The sequence below is a fragment of the Sulfitobacter marinus genome, from assembly GCF_900116285.1.
GTDB lineage: Bacteria > Pseudomonadota > Alphaproteobacteria > Rhodobacterales > Rhodobacteraceae > Sulfitobacter > Sulfitobacter marinus.
In genome coordinates this window covers 197,114-214,705 of sequence record NZ_FPAJ01000004.1, presented here as the reverse complement: position 1 = coordinate 214,705, position 17,592 = coordinate 197,114, and the positions used below count along the sequence as shown (strand labels likewise).

The 17,592-nt window shown below is 57.2% G+C and carries 16 protein-coding genes; 11 read left to right on the top strand and 5 right to left on the bottom strand.

What is annotated here, in order from left to right:
* Nucleotides 1-158: 158 nt before the first annotated feature.
* Both BM347_RS12535 and BM347_RS12530 read left to right on the top strand, forming a co-directional pair.
* Nucleotides 159-362 (top strand): MbtH family protein, encoded by a 204-nt coding sequence (locus BM347_RS12535; protein ID WP_093916817.1) that lies wholly within the window; start codon nt 159-161, stop codon nt 360-362.
* Nucleotides 359-4,228: an amino acid adenylation domain-containing protein gene (locus BM347_RS12530; protein ID WP_093916816.1), complete on the top strand. Its 3,870-nt coding sequence runs from the start codon at nt 359-361 to the stop codon at nt 4,226-4,228. The genes BM347_RS12535 and BM347_RS12530 overlap by 4 nt, the downstream gene beginning before the upstream one ends.
* Nucleotides 4,229-4,401: 173 nt before the next feature.
* Here the strand turns inward: BM347_RS12530 and BM347_RS12525 are convergent, their stop codons facing one another.
* From BM347_RS12525 to BM347_RS12515, 3 genes are read right to left on the bottom strand one after another with little or no spacing between them, the layout of a single operon-like run.
* Nucleotides 4,402-5,190, bottom strand: coding sequence for an ABC transporter ATP-binding protein (locus tag BM347_RS12525; protein ID WP_175498563.1), 789 nt, complete (start codon nt 5,188-5,190; stop codon nt 4,402-4,404).
* On the bottom strand, nt 5,190-6,131 hold the full coding sequence (locus tag BM347_RS12520; protein ID WP_093916814.1) for a FecCD family ABC transporter permease: 942 nt from the start codon (nt 6,129-6,131) through the stop codon (nt 5,190-5,192). The genes BM347_RS12525 and BM347_RS12520 overlap by 1 nt, the downstream gene beginning before the upstream one ends.
* Nucleotides 6,128-7,144 (bottom strand): FecCD family ABC transporter permease, encoded by a 1,017-nt coding sequence (locus tag BM347_RS12515; RefSeq protein ID WP_175498562.1) that lies wholly within the window; start codon nt 7,142-7,144, stop codon nt 6,128-6,130. The genes BM347_RS12520 and BM347_RS12515 overlap by 4 nt, the downstream gene beginning before the upstream one ends.
* A gap of 181 nt (nt 7,145-7,325) precedes the next feature.
* On the opposite strand from BM347_RS12515, the gene BM347_RS12510 reads away from it, so the two are divergent.
* The 6 genes from BM347_RS12510 to BM347_RS12485 all read left to right on the top strand — a co-directional run bounded on the left by BM347_RS12510 (nt 7,326) and on the right by BM347_RS12485 (nt 13,092).
* Complete coding sequence (locus BM347_RS12510) at nt 7,326-8,267, top strand: ABC transporter substrate-binding protein (RefSeq protein ID WP_175498561.1); 942 nt, start codon at nt 7,326-7,328, stop codon at nt 8,265-8,267.
* A 112-nt stretch (nt 8,268-8,379) separates the two neighbouring features.
* Nucleotides 8,380-10,527 carry a TonB-dependent siderophore receptor gene (locus tag BM347_RS12505; protein ID WP_093916812.1) on the top strand — a complete coding sequence of 716 codons (2,148 nt, stop codon included), beginning with the start codon at nt 8,380-8,382 and terminating at the stop codon, nt 10,525-10,527.
* Between the two features lie 196 nt (nt 10,528-10,723).
* Nucleotides 10,724-11,416 (top strand): MotA/TolQ/ExbB proton channel family protein, encoded by a 693-nt coding sequence (locus tag BM347_RS12500; protein WP_093916811.1) that lies wholly within the window; start codon nt 10,724-10,726, stop codon nt 11,414-11,416.
* Between the two features lie 3 nt (nt 11,417-11,419).
* The gene (locus BM347_RS12495; protein WP_093916810.1) at nt 11,420-11,800 is read left to right on the top strand and encodes an ExbD/TolR family protein; all 381 of its coding nucleotides are present in this window, start codon (nt 11,420-11,422) and stop codon (nt 11,798-11,800) included.
* 3 nt (nt 11,801-11,803) lie between these two features.
* Complete coding sequence (locus BM347_RS12490) at nt 11,804-12,241, top strand: ExbD/TolR family protein (protein ID WP_093916809.1); 438 nt, start codon at nt 11,804-11,806, stop codon at nt 12,239-12,241.
* On the top strand, nt 12,238-13,092 hold the full coding sequence (locus tag BM347_RS12485) for an energy transducer TonB family protein (RefSeq protein WP_093916808.1): 855 nt from the start codon (nt 12,238-12,240) through the stop codon (nt 13,090-13,092). Before BM347_RS12490 ends, BM347_RS12485 begins: the two co-directional genes overlap by 4 nt.
* A gap of 67 nt (nt 13,093-13,159) precedes the next feature.
* On the opposite strand, the gene ychF is transcribed toward BM347_RS12485, so the two are convergent.
* Nucleotides 13,160-14,257, bottom strand: a complete 1,098-nt coding sequence (gene ychF, locus BM347_RS12480; protein ID WP_093917065.1) for a redox-regulated ATPase YchF — start codon at nt 14,255-14,257, stop codon at nt 13,160-13,162.
* A 68-nt stretch (nt 14,258-14,325) separates the two neighbouring features.
* A complete protein-coding gene (locus tag BM347_RS12475; RefSeq protein WP_093916807.1) occupies nt 14,326-14,508 on the bottom strand; it encodes a hypothetical protein in 183 nt (60 codons plus the stop codon).
* A gap of 178 nt (nt 14,509-14,686) precedes the next feature.
* On the opposite strand from BM347_RS12475, the gene trpA reads away from it, so the two are divergent.
* From trpA to BM347_RS12460, 3 genes are all read left to right on the top strand, one after another.
* Nucleotides 14,687-15,478 (top strand): tryptophan synthase subunit alpha, encoded by a 792-nt coding sequence (trpA, locus tag BM347_RS12470; RefSeq protein WP_093916806.1) that lies wholly within the window; start codon nt 14,687-14,689, stop codon nt 15,476-15,478.
* A 69-nt stretch (nt 15,479-15,547) separates the two neighbouring features.
* Complete coding sequence (locus BM347_RS12465; RefSeq protein ID WP_093916805.1) at nt 15,548-16,714, top strand: alpha-hydroxy acid oxidase; 1,167 nt, start codon at nt 15,548-15,550, stop codon at nt 16,712-16,714.
* A 225-nt stretch (nt 16,715-16,939) separates the two neighbouring features.
* On the top strand, nt 16,940-17,587 hold the full coding sequence (locus BM347_RS12460) for a 50S ribosomal protein L25/general stress protein Ctc (RefSeq protein ID WP_093916804.1): 648 nt from the start codon (nt 16,940-16,942) through the stop codon (nt 17,585-17,587).
* Nucleotides 17,588-17,592 lie beyond the last annotated feature (5 nt).

Sequence of the window (17,592 nt, the reverse complement as noted above, 5' to 3'; positions counted from 1 at the left end):
TGCGTGCTTCAATGACAGGACGGGAGAGCGTGCCGGAAATTCACCTTTCCGCGAAATATTTTTCAAAAATGCAAAATAATCTGTCTGCCGGGTGAATTTCGAACCGGCTCATACGTCTGGGTGACAGGATCTATGAACTGTATTCAAAGGACAGGCGCATGACACATTCTACACTGACCCATGCTCAATGGCGCATTTTGCGCAATCACGAGGGGCGCTATTCGGTTTATCCCGCCACGCGACCCGCACCTGATGGGTGGGATGTTGTTGGCGAACCCGGGACCCGCGAGGCCTGCCTGGAAACGATTGCAGCGCGCTGGACTGATATGCGACCCGATGCGCTGAAGGAGGCAATGTCATGAGCAAAGACCTTGAATTTGCCACACCCGCCCGCACGCTGAACAGCCACGAAAAACGTATCTTTGCCCATGAACAGGTGGGTGATCTGGCCCCCTTTACCCCTGAAATTCTGATGCTGAAGTTCGAAAGCCGCTGGGACGAGGAACATCTGACCGATGCGGTAGAACGAGTTCTGACAGAGCATCCAGCATTTACCGCGCGGTTTGAAACCCAACCCGGCGGAGAGGCCATACGGCATGCCGACCACGTAACAAAACTGGCGTTGTGCGGTTTTGGCGATGCGGCGATGGCGCAAAACACCGCGCAGGCGCATCGCCCGTCGCTAGGTGATACCAGCGCCTTTGCCGATTTCTGGTCGGCGGCCGATGGTGGGTATATTCTGGCGCTCACACTGCACCCGGTCTTGGGGGATGATGGGGTCTATGCATCAATCGAACGGGCAATTTGGCACGCGCTCGATACAGATTATCCGAGCCAAAGCGGTGCCGAAGCCGAGCAGCCACAGATCGACCGTAAAACCCGCGCGCAACGTCTGAATACATGGCAATCGTTGATGGACAGCTATGGCGTTGTGCGTGTGCCGCATCGGTTTGACGCACAAGAAGGACAGCAACGGTTGCGTGAAACCCGGATTTTGCCACAGGTGTTGCGTACCGAAACCGATGGTCAACGCGGGTTCGAGAGCGCCCTTGCCGCAGCGATGGCTGTTGTGCTGTGCCGGTATAGCGGGATGAACGCGTTTCGGTTTGCTTGCGGTCAAACCGTGGAAAGCACCCAACGCACAGCAGGGGTTTTGCCAGTCTGCATCAGTGTGATTTCCGAACGCGGCTTTGACGCGGTGCGTAGCAAGATCGAGCAAGTCATCGGAGAAGGGCGCGCCCATCAACTGCCCAGCGAAACGCTAGTGCAGGATCGGCTGGCCCGTGCGGACGCTGATCCGCATCCCCTTGGTGCGGTGTCTTTGCATGTTTTGCCTACACGCGCCTTGCCCGATGGTGTAACGCGGCTGGCACGCCCGATGCCGCCGCTGGCCGAAGAGATCGTGATCGTCGTCGAGGAAACCGATGCTGGGCTGGTTCTGACGGTTGACGCGGATGCTGGCTTGTTTACCGCGCCGCAAATTACGCGGTTTTTGACCCATCTCGAACGTGTGCTGCATGGCGGGCTAGAGACACCCACCGAGCCGGTCGCGCTCTTGCCGATGGTGAGCGACGCCGAGCTTGGCGCGCTTTCCGCGCCTTATCCTGACGATACGCCTGTTGATCCGCGACCGACCCATGAAATCATCGCGGAACATGCGCAGCTCACGCCTGACAAGGTGGCCGTGATCTGTGGGCAGGATCAGATAACCCACGGCAGGCTAGACGCGCAGGCGAATGCGCTTGCCCATCGGTTGGTGGAAATGGGTGTCGGCCCTGACGTGTCGGTCGCCATTCTGATCGAGCGGGGTGCCGACGCATTGATGGCCATTCTCGCGACGCTGAAGGCGGGCGGCGCATATATCCCGGTCGAGCCGGATCACCCGACCAGCCGCAACCACCATATTCTGACGGATGCCGGCGTGCGTGTGGTGATAACGCGTCGCGGGTTTCTAGATCGCTTGCCAAAGGGGCTAGAGGCGCGGATTCTGTGTCTTGAGGACTTTACCGATGCCCCGCGCGTCGATGCGCCAGATGTGACCATACATCCCGAACAGCTGGCCTATGTGATGTACACATCGGGATCGACGGGCAAACCCAAAGGCGTGGCCGTTGAACACGGGCCGCTTAGCCATCACAACCAGACCACCGCCCGTGTGTACGAAATGAACGCCGAAAGCCGCGAGCTGCCGTTCTTGCCGTTTTCGTCAGATGGCGGGCATGAGCGCTGGATGGTCCCGCTCATGATGGGCGGCTCTGTGGTGATACCAGATGGCCCGCTTTGGACGCCAGAACAGACGCTGACAGCGATGCGCGAACATGGGTGTAATAATGCGTCTATCCCGACGACCTATCTGCAACAGCTTGCCGAATGGGCCGAGGATACCGACAGCGCCCCGCCCATGCGGCTGTATTCCTTTGGCGGAGAAGGTCTGGCGCAATCGACATTCGATCTGTTGTCGCGGGCGCTAAAGGCGAAAACCCTGATCAACGGCTATGGACCGACGGAAACGATCATGACGCCGATGGTCTGGAAAGTGGATGCAGGCACGCGGTTTGAAGGGACGTATGCGCCGCTTGGCCGTGCCGTCGGTGATCGCCGAGCCTATGTACTGGATGTTGAAATGATGCCCTGCCCGCAGGGTGTTGTTGGGGAAATCTATCTGGGGGGGACCGGTGTCGCACGTGGCTATGTCGGCAAGCCGGATGTAACTGCGGATCGGTTTATCCCTGATCCCTTTGGGCCTGTGCTGGATGGCACCTCGGGCGCGCGGCTGTACCGCACGGGCGATCTGGGGCGCTGGCGCGAAGATGGAACAATCGAATTCGTCGGACGGGTTGATCTGCAAATCAAAATCAACGGTTACCGGATTGAACCGGGCGAGATTGAGGCCGCCCTTCTGACCGATCCAACCGTGAGCGAGGCCTTGGTGCTGCTGCGCGAGGACGGTGCTGAAAAACGGCTTTTGGCCTATGTGGTCGGCCCTGACCTGAACGCGGGCGATGCGCTGTTGAATGCACTTGGCACCAAGCTTCCCAAACACATGCTGCCGGATGGGGTCATTGTACTGGAAAAAATGCCAACCAACCCCAATGCCAAACTTGACCGTGCTGCAATGCCAATGGCCCCTGTAAAGCGGCAGGGCGGCGCGGGCGTCGCCCCCACAACCAAGGCTGAAAGCACGATACTGGACATCTGGCGTGATCTGATCGGTGCCCCGCAGATGGGGGTCACGGATGACTTCTTTGCCATGGGGGGGAAATCGCTGATCGCGCTCAAGGCGCTTGCCGCCATGCGCAAGCATTGGCCCGACACGGCCCTGACCATCGCAGATTTGTTTGACGCGCCGACGGTGCGTGGCATCGCCGAACGGATCGCGGCAGGGGGGCAAACCGGCCGCAGTGCGATTGCATTGCGCGCGAGCGGCACCAAGCCGCGCCTGTATTGCTTCCCCGGATTGTTGGTTTCGACGCGTGAATATCTGCACCTGACCGATCATTTGGGGCCGGATCAGCCGGTGACGGGTTTCTTGTGCCATTCGCTGAACGAAGAAAAGCAGCTGAATGTGTCGGTGGAAGACGTTGTGGCCGAATATGTCGCCCATATCCGCGCCGAAAGTGCGGGCCAGCCTGTGGCATTTCTGGGCTGGTCTTGGGGCGGCCTGCTGGCGTGGGAAGCCGCCCGCCAGCTTCAGGGCGAAGTGGATGTGCAGTTGATCGGTATGGTCGATGTGTGTGATCTGGGCACGGATTTCACGCCGAACGCTACGCCACAGTTTGAACCCGGTGAACGCGCACAGCTAGAACAGGATCTCTTGATTTGGCTCGAAAAAACCAAAATGCGGGCGCAATGGGACCGGCTGATTGGAACGATGGACGATGAATGCTTTGACCAGTTCTTGCGGTTTATCGGCAACGAAGCTGAAGCCCTGCCCTTTGATGGCCCCGATATCTCGAGCCGCGAACACACATTTTGGGTGTTGATCGACAACGCGCTGGTGTTCCGACGTCACAAAATGCGACCTCTGGACGTACCTGTTGCCTCGTTTAGTGCTGGCGACAGCCTAAGCCGTGGGCTGAACCTTGTTGATTGGCGTAAACTGTCGCGCCACGCCACTGCTGCGGATACGGTCATCGGCACCAACCATCTGCGTATCATCGGCGACACAAGGTTTCACGAGCGTTTCAAAGCGCGGCTTGATGGGGCATTTGCATCGGGTCGGTCATAGGGACCGCTTATATAGATATCGCCGGCCGAGTGAATATCGCTTGGCCGAGCATGCCTGATCCGCTTTAGGCTGTCCGCAAATCACTGGAGAACTTCATGCGCCTGACATTGTGCGTTTCCTAGAAGAAACCTCAAAACGCGGATGACCGTGAAGGGCTGCAAAACATCGCCCCATTACTCTTCTGGGTAAACAACCGGGCGCGCGAAAACCGGGTCGGGGTGCACTTGCGCGCGCAGACCATAAAGCTGCATGACCGTTTTGGGGGTCAAGACCTCAGAAGGCGGTCCAGCGCAGACCAGCTTGCCATCAGAAAGGCCGACAAGTGTGTCGCAGAAACGCGCAGCGATGGTCAGGTCATGAAGCACCACCACGACGCGGCGGGCCTGCCCCTGTTGATCCACAAGATGGCGGAGCAACTGCATCAACCGGATTTGGTGCGGTAGATCTAGGTAGGATGTCGGCTCATCGAGCAAAATCACTTCGGTCTGCTGGGCCAGTGCCATGGCAATCCATGCCCGCTGTCGCTGCCCGCCCGAAAGCGCTGTCAGTCGGCGAAGGCGTAACTCGATCAATTGGGTGGTCTCAAGTGCTTGGTTAACCGCGTCACGATCCGCCCGCGATGACGGTAAAAAGGCTTTCCGCCAAGGGGTGCGGCCTTTTGCGACTACTCCCTCCACCGTCATATCTGCAAGCACTGGCGGCTCTTGCGGCAAAAACGCAATTTGACGCGCCCGTGCAATAGGCGACAGCTGCCCGATGTTCACCCCCCGCAGTCGGACGCTGCCATTTTCAGGCGTGGCCAAACCGCCAAGGCAGCGCAAAAGCGTTGATTTTCCACATCCGTTGGGGCCGATGATGCCCGTAATTCCCACGTCAGGCAGGCGCGCGCTGAACTGGGAATAGATCCTTTGCGCCCCTAGGCTTACGGTCAAGTCTTGGATGTCAAAGAGGGGCTGTTTCATTACGCGGTCTTTCGCTTCTCTGACCATAAGAAAAAGATAAGATAGGGCGCGCCGATCAGGGTCATGATCAGCCCGGTTGGCAATGTGACAAGCGGCGCGATTAAACGCGCGGCCAGATCGGCGGCTGTTAGCAGGCAGGCCCCCATAAGGGCCGCGGGGAACAGGGCGGGCGGTTCAGCCCCCGAGACCGCGCGGGCAAGGGGTGCGGCGGTAAAGGCTAGAAAACCGATCGGCCCCACGGCCAAAGTTGCCCCGGCCGTAAGCAATGTGACCAGCCCAAGCACCGTGAAGCGCAGTAAAGGCAGGTGCACGCCAAGCCCTATCATCACGTCATCCCCCAGCCAAAGTGTGCGCAGCTCGCGCGCGCGCCAGAGCACAATAAGCCCAGCACAGACAACGCCGCCAAAAAGCGCGCCAGCGGTCGCCAAATCTGCACGTGCAAGCGACCCCGACAGCCACAGCATCATTTGGGTGATGGTGGCGTCAGGCGCGCGCAGTAATATCACGGTCGTTGCAGCCGACGCTGTCGCGCCCACACCGATTCCATATAGAACAAACGCAATTGGGCCCTGTTCACGGGCCAGCGCGATGACGGCAAATAGCGCAAAGGCGGCACCGACCGTTTCCCCCAAAAAGACAGAGGCACCTAACCCAAGCGCCATAATGTGCCCAAGGCTGGCCCCTTGCACCAGACCGATCACATCGGGTGTGGCTAATGGATTGCGGGTCAACCCCTGCATCAAGGCACCAGCAAGCCCAAGGGCCAGCCCGGCGGCAACAGCCAGTGCGGTGCGCGGCAGGCGAAGGACATGGATAACAAAGTTCTCTGTGCTCCAAAGCCCGTGCCAGACATCTGCGGGTACCAGCCAATCGCGCCCGCCCGATAGGGCAAGAAACACCAAACAGCCAAGAGCCAAAGACAGCTTAATCACGGGCTTCATGCTGCGTGCCAGCGTGCGGGTCGCAGGACGCGCCGCAGTACCATGATCAGCGCGGGTCCCCCTAAAAGGGATGCTATAATTCCGGCGTGGACTTCTCCGGGGCGGGCGATGACGCGACCAATCGTATCGGCCAGCACCAGTGCAGACGCGCCAAGTGGCAGCGCAAAAAGATAGGCGCGCCGCAAAGACCCTGCCGCCAACCCACGTGCGACAAAGGGCACCAACAGGCCCAAAAACGCCAAGGGCCCGGCAATCGCGACACTGGCACCACTCAGCATGGTAACGCAGGCCAGCACCAGTGCTATAGTGCGGTTGGGATTTCGCCCAAGGCTAGCGCTTTGCTCTGCCCCAAGGCTGAGCAGCTCAAGCCGTTCACAGGTAAAATACCCGGCGACAAGCAAAACGGAGATCACCGCCAAAGGGGCAATCTCAGTTCGGGCAACTACTGGAATAGCCCCAGAAATCCAGCGCAAGTATCGCGCCTGCATTTCTGCATCTGTCAATATAAGGGCGGTGGCAAGCGCAAGGCACAAGGTTTCAATAGCGAGACCGGCAAGGGGCAAGCGTAAGGCGATGCCCCCGGCCCCGCTCACGGGGTCAGCCCCTGCCAGATGCCACAACAAATATCCTGCAAACCCTGCACCAAGGCTTGCAGCCAACAGGATTGCCATGCCGCTGCTGAAGGGTGCGAAATAGGCCAAGACGATGGCGGCCAGTGCAGCACCCGCATTGATTCCGGTGATCCCGGGATCGGCCAGCGGATTGCCCGTTAACGCCTGAAGCATTAGGCCGGAAATTGCCAATGCCGCCCCGACGCATATCGCGCAAACCGTGCGGAACATGCGGCTTTCCAATAGGCCAAGTGTGTCGTTCAGCAGCGCCTCCAGAGTCACCGGTGCCGCGCCAAAACGCAAAGACAGGGCTGTACAGAAGCACAAACCCAGACAGAGCAGGACAAGGTTAAATGCGAAAGATGCGCGTGACATGACATTCCCGTTGGTTTTGGCTGGCATGACGCTTGCCCTTAACGGGTATTCACATTCTTTAGGCGCTGCAAGTGGTCGCACAGCGATCTTGACACCGGGCAGGGATTGCGAGAGCACTGCCAAAACCGCCAAGCCAGACGCCAGGCCCGACCTGTTGGAGAGTCTGATGCGTCTTGCCGCCCTTATATGCTGTGCTTCATTCCTGCTTATGCCTGTGAGGCTAGGTGCCGAGCCAATAATCATCACGCACGGCTTTGGCGAAACCCGCATTGAAAACACGCCGCAACGCATTGTGTCGGTCGGCTATCACGAGCAGGATTTTTTATATGCGCTCGGCATCGCGCCGGTGGGTGTTCACGAATGGTTCGGCGCACGCCCATATGCCACATGGAGCTGGGCAGAAGACGCACGCGCGGCGTTGGGCGCAAAACCAGAGGTCCAGCGCGGATTCGAAATTGATCTGGAGTGGGTCTGGCAGCAAAAACCGGATCTGATCGTCGCGACCTTTGCGCCCCTCGACCAGCGAATCTATGACCGGTTGTCACAGATCGCGCCCGTGATTGGCCCGCCATTGGGCTATGCGGCATGGACCGCCCCCTGGCAGGCGGAAATGCACCTTATCGCGCAGGCCACGGGCCGCACCGATCAAGGGGATGCTGTCACCGTCAGGGTTGAACAGGAACTGGCAGATCTGGCCGCCACCTACCCCAAGCTGGCCGGCACCGAAGTCGCCGTTGCATATGTTTCCGGGACCGAGTTGATAGGGTACGGTTCAGGCGATGGTTCTAACCGGTTGATGGCCGCACTTGGGCTGAAAATACCGACCGAATATGATGGTCTGGCAGACGGATCTGGCAATTTCTCAGTCAGCCTAGAACGCCTTGATATCTTTGAGAAAGACGTCGCCCTGTGGCTTTCTGACGAAGATGGGCGCGCGCTGATCGAAGGGCTGCCTGCCTACCGCGAGAGCGCGCTGTCCAAGAACGGCCGATCGGTGTGGGCCGATGCCGAGGAAATCGGCGCGATGAGTTTTCAAACCCCGCTGTCTATTTCATGGGTTGCAGGGCGGTTAATGCCCCGACTGGACAAAGCCGCCAGCAACCATGGCGGGAACCAAGGTAATTCGCCAAAGACCCCCTCAAGCGATTGACTGTCGCAAACTTCGCGGTATTTTGCCCAAATCCCAGGACAGACCCAGGTGAGACCCGAGCCTCTTTGCTCGTCATCCGGGTGCGTTTTCGCGCCATTTCCTGGGGAGCTACATGACCTATTTTGATATCCGTCAATCGTTGCGTTTGCCAACGAGACCCAAACTGCTGTGCCAAACCGCACTGGTCAGTTTGGCCGCCACATTTCCTGCCCACGCGCAAGAAGATGTCATCGACCTGCTGCCGATTGTTGTCGAAAATGAACTTGCCTATTCGGGCGAAATTGATGGCTATCTTGCGCTTGCGACCGAAACCGGCGTGAAATCCGGTGTGCCGCTTGCCGAAGTACCGCAATCCATTTCGGTCGTGACATCGACAGAGCTTGAATCCCGTGCGCCGCGTCAGGTTGAAGACAGCATCGCCTATGTCCCCGGTGTTTTGCCGTCGACATGGGGTATGGATAACCGGTTCGACCAATTTGCCCTTCGCGGCTTTGATATGGGTTCCTCTTCGCTGTACCGTGATGGTCTCCCGCAAAAAGTGTTGAACTTTTCCGGCTTTACGACTGACCCGTATATGATCGAACGTGTTGACGTTCTGCGTGGTCCTGCGGGCGTGCTTTATGGTTCGAACGATGCGGGCGGTATGGTGAATCTTGTGACCAAACGCCCTGTGTTCGGGCGTCTGGCCGAGGGTAACATCGGCTTTGACAGCAACGGTTCGGCCTTGGTCGGTTTCGACTGGTCGAACGTGATCAATGAGGAAGGCACAGTCGCCGCGCGCCTCACGGGGATGGTCCGGAACGGTGAAACCGAAGTTGATCGCTCTGCCGATGACCGCAGTTTCCTTGCCGGGGGCCTGACATGGGCACCGACTGACAACACATCTCTGACGATTCTGGGCCACATCCAAAAAGATTCGCTGACCCCGCTGATTTTCGCACCGGTGAACGGCGAAGACATCGACAGCGCATGGGGCACGGTGCCCGAGGGCTATAACCTCAAGCAGTCGGCCTATAACCACTTTGATACAGAGCAAGAGACAATTGGCTGGGAGTTCACGCACAGTTTTGCACCGAACCTCACATTTAACCAAAGCTTCCGCTATGCGCACCAAAAGACGGACTATGCGCAACTGGATTATTCTTCGGCATCCGCGAGCGGGCTGAAATATTACGCCTTCATCAATGATGAAGATGCGGAAACCTTTGGTATCGACAACCATCTGAAATGGACGACGCCCTTTGGCGCTGCCAAGAACACGCTGACGGTCGGTTTGGATCACCAAACATCGCGCTACAATGTGACCCAATACTTAGACAACACAAAGTACACGGTCCCTTACAGCAATCCAAATCTGGATTTCGCAGTTGCTGATCCCGCCCTTGGTTCCAGAAAGAGCACGGAATATGGCGAAACAGGTTTCTACCTGCAAGATCATCTGGATCTGGGCACGGGCACCAAGGTCACCATGGGTCTGCGCCACAGCCGGTTTGATACCACCATCGACGATCTGGTCGCCTCGACCCAAAGCAGTCAGAAAAACGAGGCAACCACAGGCATGATCGGAGTCACCCATGAATTTGCCAACGGTATGACCCCGTACCTAAGCTATACCGAAGGGTTCACCCAGAACGTTGGTAAAACGTTTGCAGGCGATGTGCTTGACCCTTCTGAGAGCACCCAGTGGGAGGCAGGCCTGCGCTATCAACCGTCTGCCAATCTGATGCTAAGCGCTGCCGTGTTCGACCTAAGCAAGACCAATGTGAAGGAATACGACACGAGAGACACGACGTGGTCCAGCTTTACTCAAACCGGCGAGGTACGTTCGCGCGGTCTTGAGCTTGAAGCGCGCGGGCGCCTGAACGAAGCCGTAGAAGGCGTGTTTAGCTATGCCTATCTGGACTCGAAGGTTAGCAAATCCTCGAACACCGCGCTTGTCGACAACCATAATTCCATGGCCCCCCCCCATCAGCTTGCCCTGTGGTTCGACTATGACGCGGCCAGTTTTGTGCAAGGTCTGACGGTTGGGGCAGGGGTACGCTATGTGTCCTCGTTCTATGCAACTCAGACCAACGGTCGCAAAACAGACGGCTATGCGCTGGCTGACCTGAGCCTAAGCTACGAGATGTCGGAAATGACGCTGAACCTTGATGTGAACAACCTGTTCGACAAGGATTATGAAGGCCTTTGCTATGACAGCTATGGCTGCACCAAAGGTCAGGGACGGGTTATTTCCCTGTCGTTAAGCCGCGAGTTCTGATTGGTACCACCAACGCGACCAAGCCGGGCCTTATGGGCCCGGTTTTTTAGGTGACGCACAGAAATGTATGTCGGGGCCGCGCCTGAGAGGGTTTTCGCCAGCGCCCTGTCATTTACTTGACAAAAATAATCAAGATTATAAACCACAGGTAGAGGCAAGCCACGTCAGCCAGCCATCATGTTAAGGATGCTTACTGATGTTGGATTACGCGCCATTGTCCGATGCTACTCTATCCGCGATTGCGTTCTTAAAGGCTGGCGGCCCTTCAATTTGGGCCATCGCCGCGCTTTCGGTGATAACGGTCGCTCTTATTCTTTGGAAAATTTGGGATCTTATCTGGCTGGGTGCATGGACAGGTGGCCGCCGGGTGGAGGGGTCAATTATCGCGTGGCAAGATGGCAATTCAGATATTGTACTGGCTGACCTTCGTAACCGCCGAACCATTCGCGCCCGATTTGCGCGCACCGCGTTTCAAGCGTCTTCCAACCCTGAATTTGACCGGGAAACAGCGCAAGACGAAACGCTACGGGTTGCAAAGCTTTGTCTGGCCCGTGCCCGCGCGGGTTTGCGACCGTTGGAACTGATCGCGACCATTGCCCCGCTGCTGGGTTTGCTGGGCACCGTTCTGGGCATGATTTCAGCGTTTCAAGCGCTGCAAGAGGCGGGCGCGCGGGCCGACCCGTCGATGTTGGCTGGCGGCATATGGGAGGCATTGCTAACCACAGCTGCGGGCATGGCGGTCGCCATTCCTGCGTCTGTTGCCGTCACATGGTTCGAAAGCATTACTGACCGGCTGCGATTAGAGATGGAGGACATCGGAACACGTATTTTCCAAACCGCACGTGCACAGAAAACCAAGCAGGTGCTATCTGGGTTGGCGGCCGAGTGAGCAATGCATATCGCTGAAACGCGCAAGCGTCGCACTCCATCGCTGACCCCCATGATCGACGTGGTTTTCCTTTTACTGGTCTTCTTTATGTTGGCCTCGCGCTTTGGCATGGATATGCAGATCCCGCTTAGCATCGCGAGTGGATCAACAGGGTCCGTCTATGAAGGCCCGCCTAGGTTGGTGGATATCGCGGAAGAAGGGTTGTTTCTGAACGGAACCGCCATTGAGCGGGCGGCCCTGCCTTCACAGTTGAGCGAACTGACCTCAAAACCCTCGGACACAATCATCCTGCGTCCCAAGAACGGTGCAAAACTCCAGGCTATGGTCCAAATCCTGGGCGATCTGGGGGACGCGGGATTTACCCAAGTTGTCGTGGTGGAATAACTGATGGATTTCGGCCAACCCACCCCGCGTAAACCACGCGAAGAAAACGTCATTCCGATGATCAACGTGGTTTTTCTGTTGCTCATCTTCTTTTTGATGACCGCGCAAATCGCACCCCCTGACCCGTTTGAGGTGATCCCACCTACTGCGTCCTCTGACGCACCCGATGACGGCGCGCTGACGCTTTATATAAATGCCGAAGGTGTTATTGCTTTTCGTGACACGATTGGGGAAACCGCCGCGATTGATGCGCTTGAGTTAACCTATATCGATCTTTGCGCCGATGTTATTTGTACAGGGCCTGATGCGCGCCCTCCGCTCACTATCCGCGCCGACGCCGACGCCGATGCGCAATTGGTTCCAGCCCTTCTAAAAAATCTTGCGGCCCGTGAAATCACCAATGTCTGGCTGGCGACACGCGTTGAAACGGCTCAGCCATGATTCGTGTAGTCATCAACAGTGCCCTTTTTCTGCTGATTGCTTTTGGCCTGCATGTGGCTGCTTTTTGGGCAAAACCCAGCGATGGGGCGTCGGCGTCTGCAGGCGCGGGGGGCAGCGAATTGATGACGCTGGTCGCAGCCCCCGAAAGTTATGGCGATCTGATCAAAGCATGGGAAACGCCACCGGATATTGCCGAGGCCAGCGTTGAACTGACAGCGCCCGAACCCGTTTTGGCGGACCTCGTTGCGCCGGATTTGGAGGCTACTGCTGCCACGCCGATCGCATTGCCGCAGATGCTGCAAAGCCCAAGCGTGCTGGATGATGTGCCTGTTGTTCAAGTCGCACCGCCGCCGCCCACCCCCCCTGTTCATCCCCTGTCCAAGATAAAGCCCCCGCAAAGGCCCAAGCCGCCGGTCAAGAAACCTGCCAAGCCGGCACCTGTCAAAAAGCAACCGGCGCAGGCGACCTCGACACCGTCCAAAGCGGCGACTGCGGCGGGGACGGGCGGCACATCCAATGCTGGAAACCGCCAAACCTCGGCCCATTCGAACCTGTCAAAGTCTGAAAAGCAGTCTTTGGTCGCGGCATGGGGCGCGTCCATTCGCGCCAAAATCGACCGTGCAAAGCGGCGTCCGCGTGGCGGTAAAACCGGTGTCGTTACGGTCGTCGTTTCTGTGTCCCACAATGGCGCTCTTGTAAATGTAGGCGTGTCGCGCAGCTCCGGGCAGCCCGCCCTCGACGCCGCCGCCGTGGCAGGAGTTAAGCGAGCAAGGCGTTTTTCAAAAGCGCCAAAACAGTTGGCAAAGACAAACTATACATTTCGATTAAAGATAGAGTTTACCAGCTCGTAATCATGGGTGAAGTGGTCCGGCAAGCATTAGGATAGAACCGCGCGCGCCTATCAGCGCTCGCGTCGGTTTAGGTGTTGAACAAGAAGTGCAGCACGTCGCCGTCTTTGACAGTATAGGCCTTGCCCTCAGCCCGCATCTTACCGGCTTCTTTCGCGGGGCCTTCACCGCCAAGAGTGACAAAATCCTCATAGGCGATTGTTTCGGCGCGGATAAAACCTTTTTCGAAATCGCCATGGATTACGCCAGCGGCTTTGGGGGCGGATGTGCCTTTTTTGATGGTCCACGCACGCGCCTCTTTGGGGCCTACGGTGAAATATGTTTCCAGATGCAGCAATTCATAGCCAGCGCGGATCAACCGATCGAGGCCGGCCTCGTCCAGACCCATTTCAGTCAGGAACATCTCGGCCTCATCAGCTTCGAGCTGGCTGATCTCTTCTTCGATCTGGGCAGAGATGATAACGGCTGAATTACCTTGCGCAGCGGCCATTTCAGCGACTTTCGCAGCGTGCGCATTACCCTCGGCGGCCTCGGATTCGCCGACGTTGCAGACATATAACACAGGCTTGGTCGTCAACAGTTGTAGCATGCGCCACGCTTTGGCGTCGTCTTCGTCAATCGCCACGGTGCGGGCGGGTTTACCGTCTTCGATGGCGGTCTGGGCCATCGCCAACAGACGGTCTTGTTGGACAGCGTCTTTGTCATTGCCTTTGATCTTGCGGACCAAGCCTGCGCGGCGTTTCTCAATGCTCTCGAGGTCAGCAAGCATTAGTTCGGTGTCAATCGTCTCGGCGTCGGCAACCGGGTCGACGCGGCCTTCGACGTGGGTAACATCGCCGTCTTCAAAACAGCGCAACACATGGGCAATGGCATCGGTTTCGCGGATGTTGGCAAGGAACTGATTGCCCAGACCTTCGCCCTTGGACGCCCCTTTTACGAGGCCCGCAATATCAACAAAAGTCATCCGAGTGGGAATAATCTGCTTGGACCCTGCAATTTCAGCCAGTTTATCAAGGCGCGCATCGGGAACGGCCACCTCGCCCACGTTGGGTTCGATTGTGCAAAACGGAAAGTTCGCCGCCTGCGCAGCCGCTGTGCGTGTCAGCGCATTGAACAGGGTCGATTTGCCGACGTTCGGCAGACCCACGATACCCATTTTGAAACCCATGACATCCATCCTTTATTACTTGGCGCTGTCCTAGGGTTTTGCCGGGGTTTACGCAAGTCTTAGCGATGTCAGGGGTGGTTTCGAGTTTGGTAAATCAAAATCCACGCCAGAATGATAAACATTGGATGGGTCAGACCGCCGGAAAAGATGATCGCGGGGATCCAGATCAGCAGCACAATGATGGCCGTAAAGATACGACCCGTCAGTAGGATTGAGAGCGGCGGGAGCAACAAGGCAAGTACATAATTCATAGCTGATAGATAGGGTCTGCACCCCGAAGTTAAAGGCGCGGCCAGATGCGGCGAGGAAAAATTCAAATTTTTCGGACCGGGATTTTGGAAAATTCCGCGGCACGACAGTGATGTGCTGCATTGATTTCTGTCGCTATATTCGGCATTGCAGCAGGACCATCTAACAAGGGCTGCACCAATGACACGCATCGACGCCAAATTCGCTGATCTGAAATCACAGGGCAAAAAGGCATTTGTGTCTTATGTCATGGCTGGCGATCCTGATTTTGACACGTCACTGGAAATCGTGCGCGGTCTGCCTGCTGCCGGTGTTGATATCATTGAGCTTGGCCTGCCGTTCACCGATCCGATGGCCGATGGCCCGGCTATTCAATTGGCCGGTCAGCGGGCGCTTGAAGGTGGGATGACGCTGGACAAAACCCTCGCCCTTGCCGCCGCCTTTCGCGAGCAGGATGACACGACGCCGATTGTTTTGATGGGCTATTACAACCCGATCTACTCCAAAGGTGTCGACAAATTTTTGGTCGCTGCCAAGGCTGCAGGCGTTGACGGGTTGATCGTGGTTGATCTGCCGCCAGAAGAAGATGCCGAACTGTGCATTCCCGCCCAAGCGGCCGGTTTGAACTTTATCCGTCTTGCGACCCCGACAACCGATGACAAGCGGCTGCCGCGGGTTGTGCAGAACACATCGGGCTTTGTGTACTATGTCTCGATCACCGGGATCACAGGCTCTGCCGAGGCAGATGCAGGCGACGTGGCGCCAGAAGTTGAGCGTATTCAAAAGGCCAGCGGATTGCCCGTCATCGTCGGCTTTGGGGTGAACACGCCAGAAAAATCCGAAGCTATTGCAGCGGTTGCTGACGGTTGTGTTGTCGGCTCTGCCATTGTGTCCAAGATCGCAGGCGGCGCGCCCGTGCAGGAGGTCCTGGCCTTCGTTAAGACACTTTCGGACGGTGCGCACCGCGCATAATCGCAAAGCGATTGATTTCGCTGGCGTCTATTGGTTAATTAATCTGACCAATAGTTAGGATGTCCGCCGATGCCCGTGATTACGACGATAGACGACCTTAAGCGCCTGCATGAACGTCGTGTGCCGCGCATGTTTTACGATTACGCCGAATCCGGCAGTTGGACCGAACAGACCTTCCGCGAGAATACATCCGACTTTGATCAAATCCGCCTACGCCAACGCGTAGCAGTCGATATGAGCGGCCGGACAACCAAAACCCAGATGATCGGCCAGGACGTGGCCATGCCCGTGGCCCTTGCCCCTGTCGGGCTGACGGGCATGCAGCACGCCGACGGCGAAATCAAAGCCGCCCGTGCAGCCGAAGCCTTTGGCGTTCCCTTTACCCTGTCCACCATGTCGATCAATTCGATCGAAGATGTGGCCGAAGCGACGACCAAGCCATTTTGGTTCCAACTCTACACCATGCGCGACGAAGACTATGTCGCGCGGCTGATCCAGCGAGCCAAGGATGCGAAATGTTCGGCCCTCGTTATCACGCTTGATCTGCAAATTTTGGGCCAGCGCCACAAGGATTTGAAAAACGGCTTGTCTGCCCCGCCCAAGCTGACGGCAAAGACCATTGCGAACCTTGCGACCAAGTGGTCATGGGGGATCGAAATGCTGGGCGCTAAACGCCGGACCTTTGGCAATATCGTCGGTCACGTAAAAGACGTGGACGACACCGCCAATCTGGGTGCGTGGACCGCCGAGCAATTCGATCCCACCCTTGATTGGGGCAAAATCGCCAAGCTGAAAGAGCAATGGGACGGCAAGGTGATCCTCAAGGGTATTCTGGACGCCGAGGACGCTAAAATGGCGCTCAAGGTCGGGGCGGATGCAATCATCGTCAGCAACCACGGCGGGCGTCAGCTGGATGGGGCCATCAGCTCGATCCGGGCGCTGCCCTCGATCCTTGATGCTGTCGGCGATCAGGTTGAAGTGCATCTGGACAGTGGAATCAGATCCGGCCAGGACGTGTTGAAAGCAATGGCGATGGGGGCCAAGGGCACCTACATCGGCCGCGCGTTTATCTATGGTCTGGGCGCAATGGGCCAAAAGGGCGTCACAACTGCCCTCGAGGTGATCCACAAGGAACTGGATCTCACAATGGCGCTTTGCGGTGAAACCTCGGTCGAGGCATTGGGCAAGCATAACCTGCTGATCCCAAAAGATTTCGAGGGTGAGTGGCAAGACTGATCAAGAGGTTTTGACCGCGACCAATCGCGCTGAATGACCCTGCGCGTGAAATGCGGCGTCTGAATTTTGCGGCACCACACACGAACTCTTTGCCCGTCAGGCGTATGCTGGCGGGCAAAGCGTGGTTTTTGGCCTTTTCACAGCGGCCAATCCCGTCTATACGCGCGGCTTCACGCGGACATACAGCCTTGGAGGATGTCCGCCCTAAACATATTGGAGAATAACATGGCTGGAGAGATTCCTGATCTTGAAGCTTTCGAACGGACGGGGACAGGCAAGGGCGCCGCTCGTCAGGCACGTCGCGACGGTATGGTACCGGGCATCGTGTTTGGCGGTGATGTTGATCCACTGCCTATCAACCTGGACTTTAACAAGCTGTTGACCAAACTGCGCGCCGGCCGTTTCAAGGCCACGCTTTTCAACATGAAAGTCGAAGGCCACGACGACGTTCGTGTGATCTGCCGCGACGTTCAGCGTCACGTTGTCAAAGACCTGCCAACGCATGTCGACTTCATGCGTCTCAAGCGGACCACCAAAATCAACCTGTACATTCAAGTTGAGGTTTCCGGCGAAGAAGAATGCGCAGGCCTGAAAAAAGGTGGCGTTCTTACAATGGTACGTCCCGAAGTTGAACTGGTTGTGACCGCAGGCGATATTCCTGATCACATCACAGTCGACATTTCCGGTCTGGAAATCGGCGACAGCGCAACAATCGCAAACGTTGTTCTGCCTAAAGGCGCCAAGCCGGTTATCGACCGTGACTTTGTGATCGCTCAGGTATCCGCGCCTTCCGGTCTTGCCAGCCAAGACGATGAAGAAGACGAAGATGTTGCAGCAGACGAAGTGCCCGCAACAGAAGTCAGCGAAGACTGATACTA

Excerpts from the sequence above, each read along its gene's own strand:
- BM347_RS12515 (WP_175498562.1), bottom strand. The coding sequence starts at position 7,144 with ATGCCAGCCAAAACCAACGGGAATGTCATGTCACGCGCATCTTTCGCA.
- BM347_RS12520 (WP_093916814.1), bottom strand. The coding sequence starts at position 6,131 with ATGAAGCCCGTGATTAAGCTGTCTTTGGCTCTTGGCTGTTTGGTGTTT.
- BM347_RS12530 (WP_093916816.1), top strand. The coding sequence starts at position 359 with ATGAGCAAAGACCTTGAATTTGCCACACCCGCCCGCACGCTGAACAGC.
- BM347_RS12535 (WP_093916817.1), top strand. The coding sequence starts at position 159 with ATGACACATTCTACACTGACCCATGCTCAATGGCGCATTTTGCGCAAT.
- BM347_RS12475 (WP_093916807.1), bottom strand. The coding sequence starts at position 14,508 with ATGAATTATGTACTTGCCTTGTTGCTCCCGCCGCTCTCAATCCTACTG.
- BM347_RS12525 (WP_175498563.1), bottom strand. The coding sequence starts at position 5,190 with ATGAAACAGCCCCTCTTTGACATCCAAGACTTGACCGTAAGCCTAGGG.
- BM347_RS12465 (WP_093916805.1), top strand. The coding sequence starts at position 15,548 with ATGCCCGTGATTACGACGATAGACGACCTTAAGCGCCTGCATGAACGT.
- ychF (WP_093917065.1), bottom strand. The coding sequence starts at position 14,257 with ATGGGTTTCAAAATGGGTATCGTGGGTCTGCCGAACGTCGGCAAATCG.
- BM347_RS12510 (WP_175498561.1), top strand. The coding sequence starts at position 7,326 with ATGCCTGTGAGGCTAGGTGCCGAGCCAATAATCATCACGCACGGCTTT.
- BM347_RS12490 (WP_093916809.1), top strand. The coding sequence starts at position 11,804 with ATGGATTTCGGCCAACCCACCCCGCGTAAACCACGCGAAGAAAACGTC.
- BM347_RS12485 (WP_093916808.1), top strand. The coding sequence starts at position 12,238 with ATGATTCGTGTAGTCATCAACAGTGCCCTTTTTCTGCTGATTGCTTTT.
- trpA (WP_093916806.1), top strand. The coding sequence starts at position 14,687 with ATGACACGCATCGACGCCAAATTCGCTGATCTGAAATCACAGGGCAAA.
- BM347_RS12505 (WP_093916812.1), top strand. The coding sequence starts at position 8,380 with ATGACCTATTTTGATATCCGTCAATCGTTGCGTTTGCCAACGAGACCC.
- BM347_RS12500 (WP_093916811.1), top strand. The coding sequence starts at position 10,724 with ATGTTGGATTACGCGCCATTGTCCGATGCTACTCTATCCGCGATTGCG.
- BM347_RS12460 (WP_093916804.1), top strand. The coding sequence starts at position 16,940 with ATGGCTGGAGAGATTCCTGATCTTGAAGCTTTCGAACGGACGGGGACA.
- BM347_RS12495 (WP_093916810.1), top strand. The coding sequence starts at position 11,420 with ATGCATATCGCTGAAACGCGCAAGCGTCGCACTCCATCGCTGACCCCC.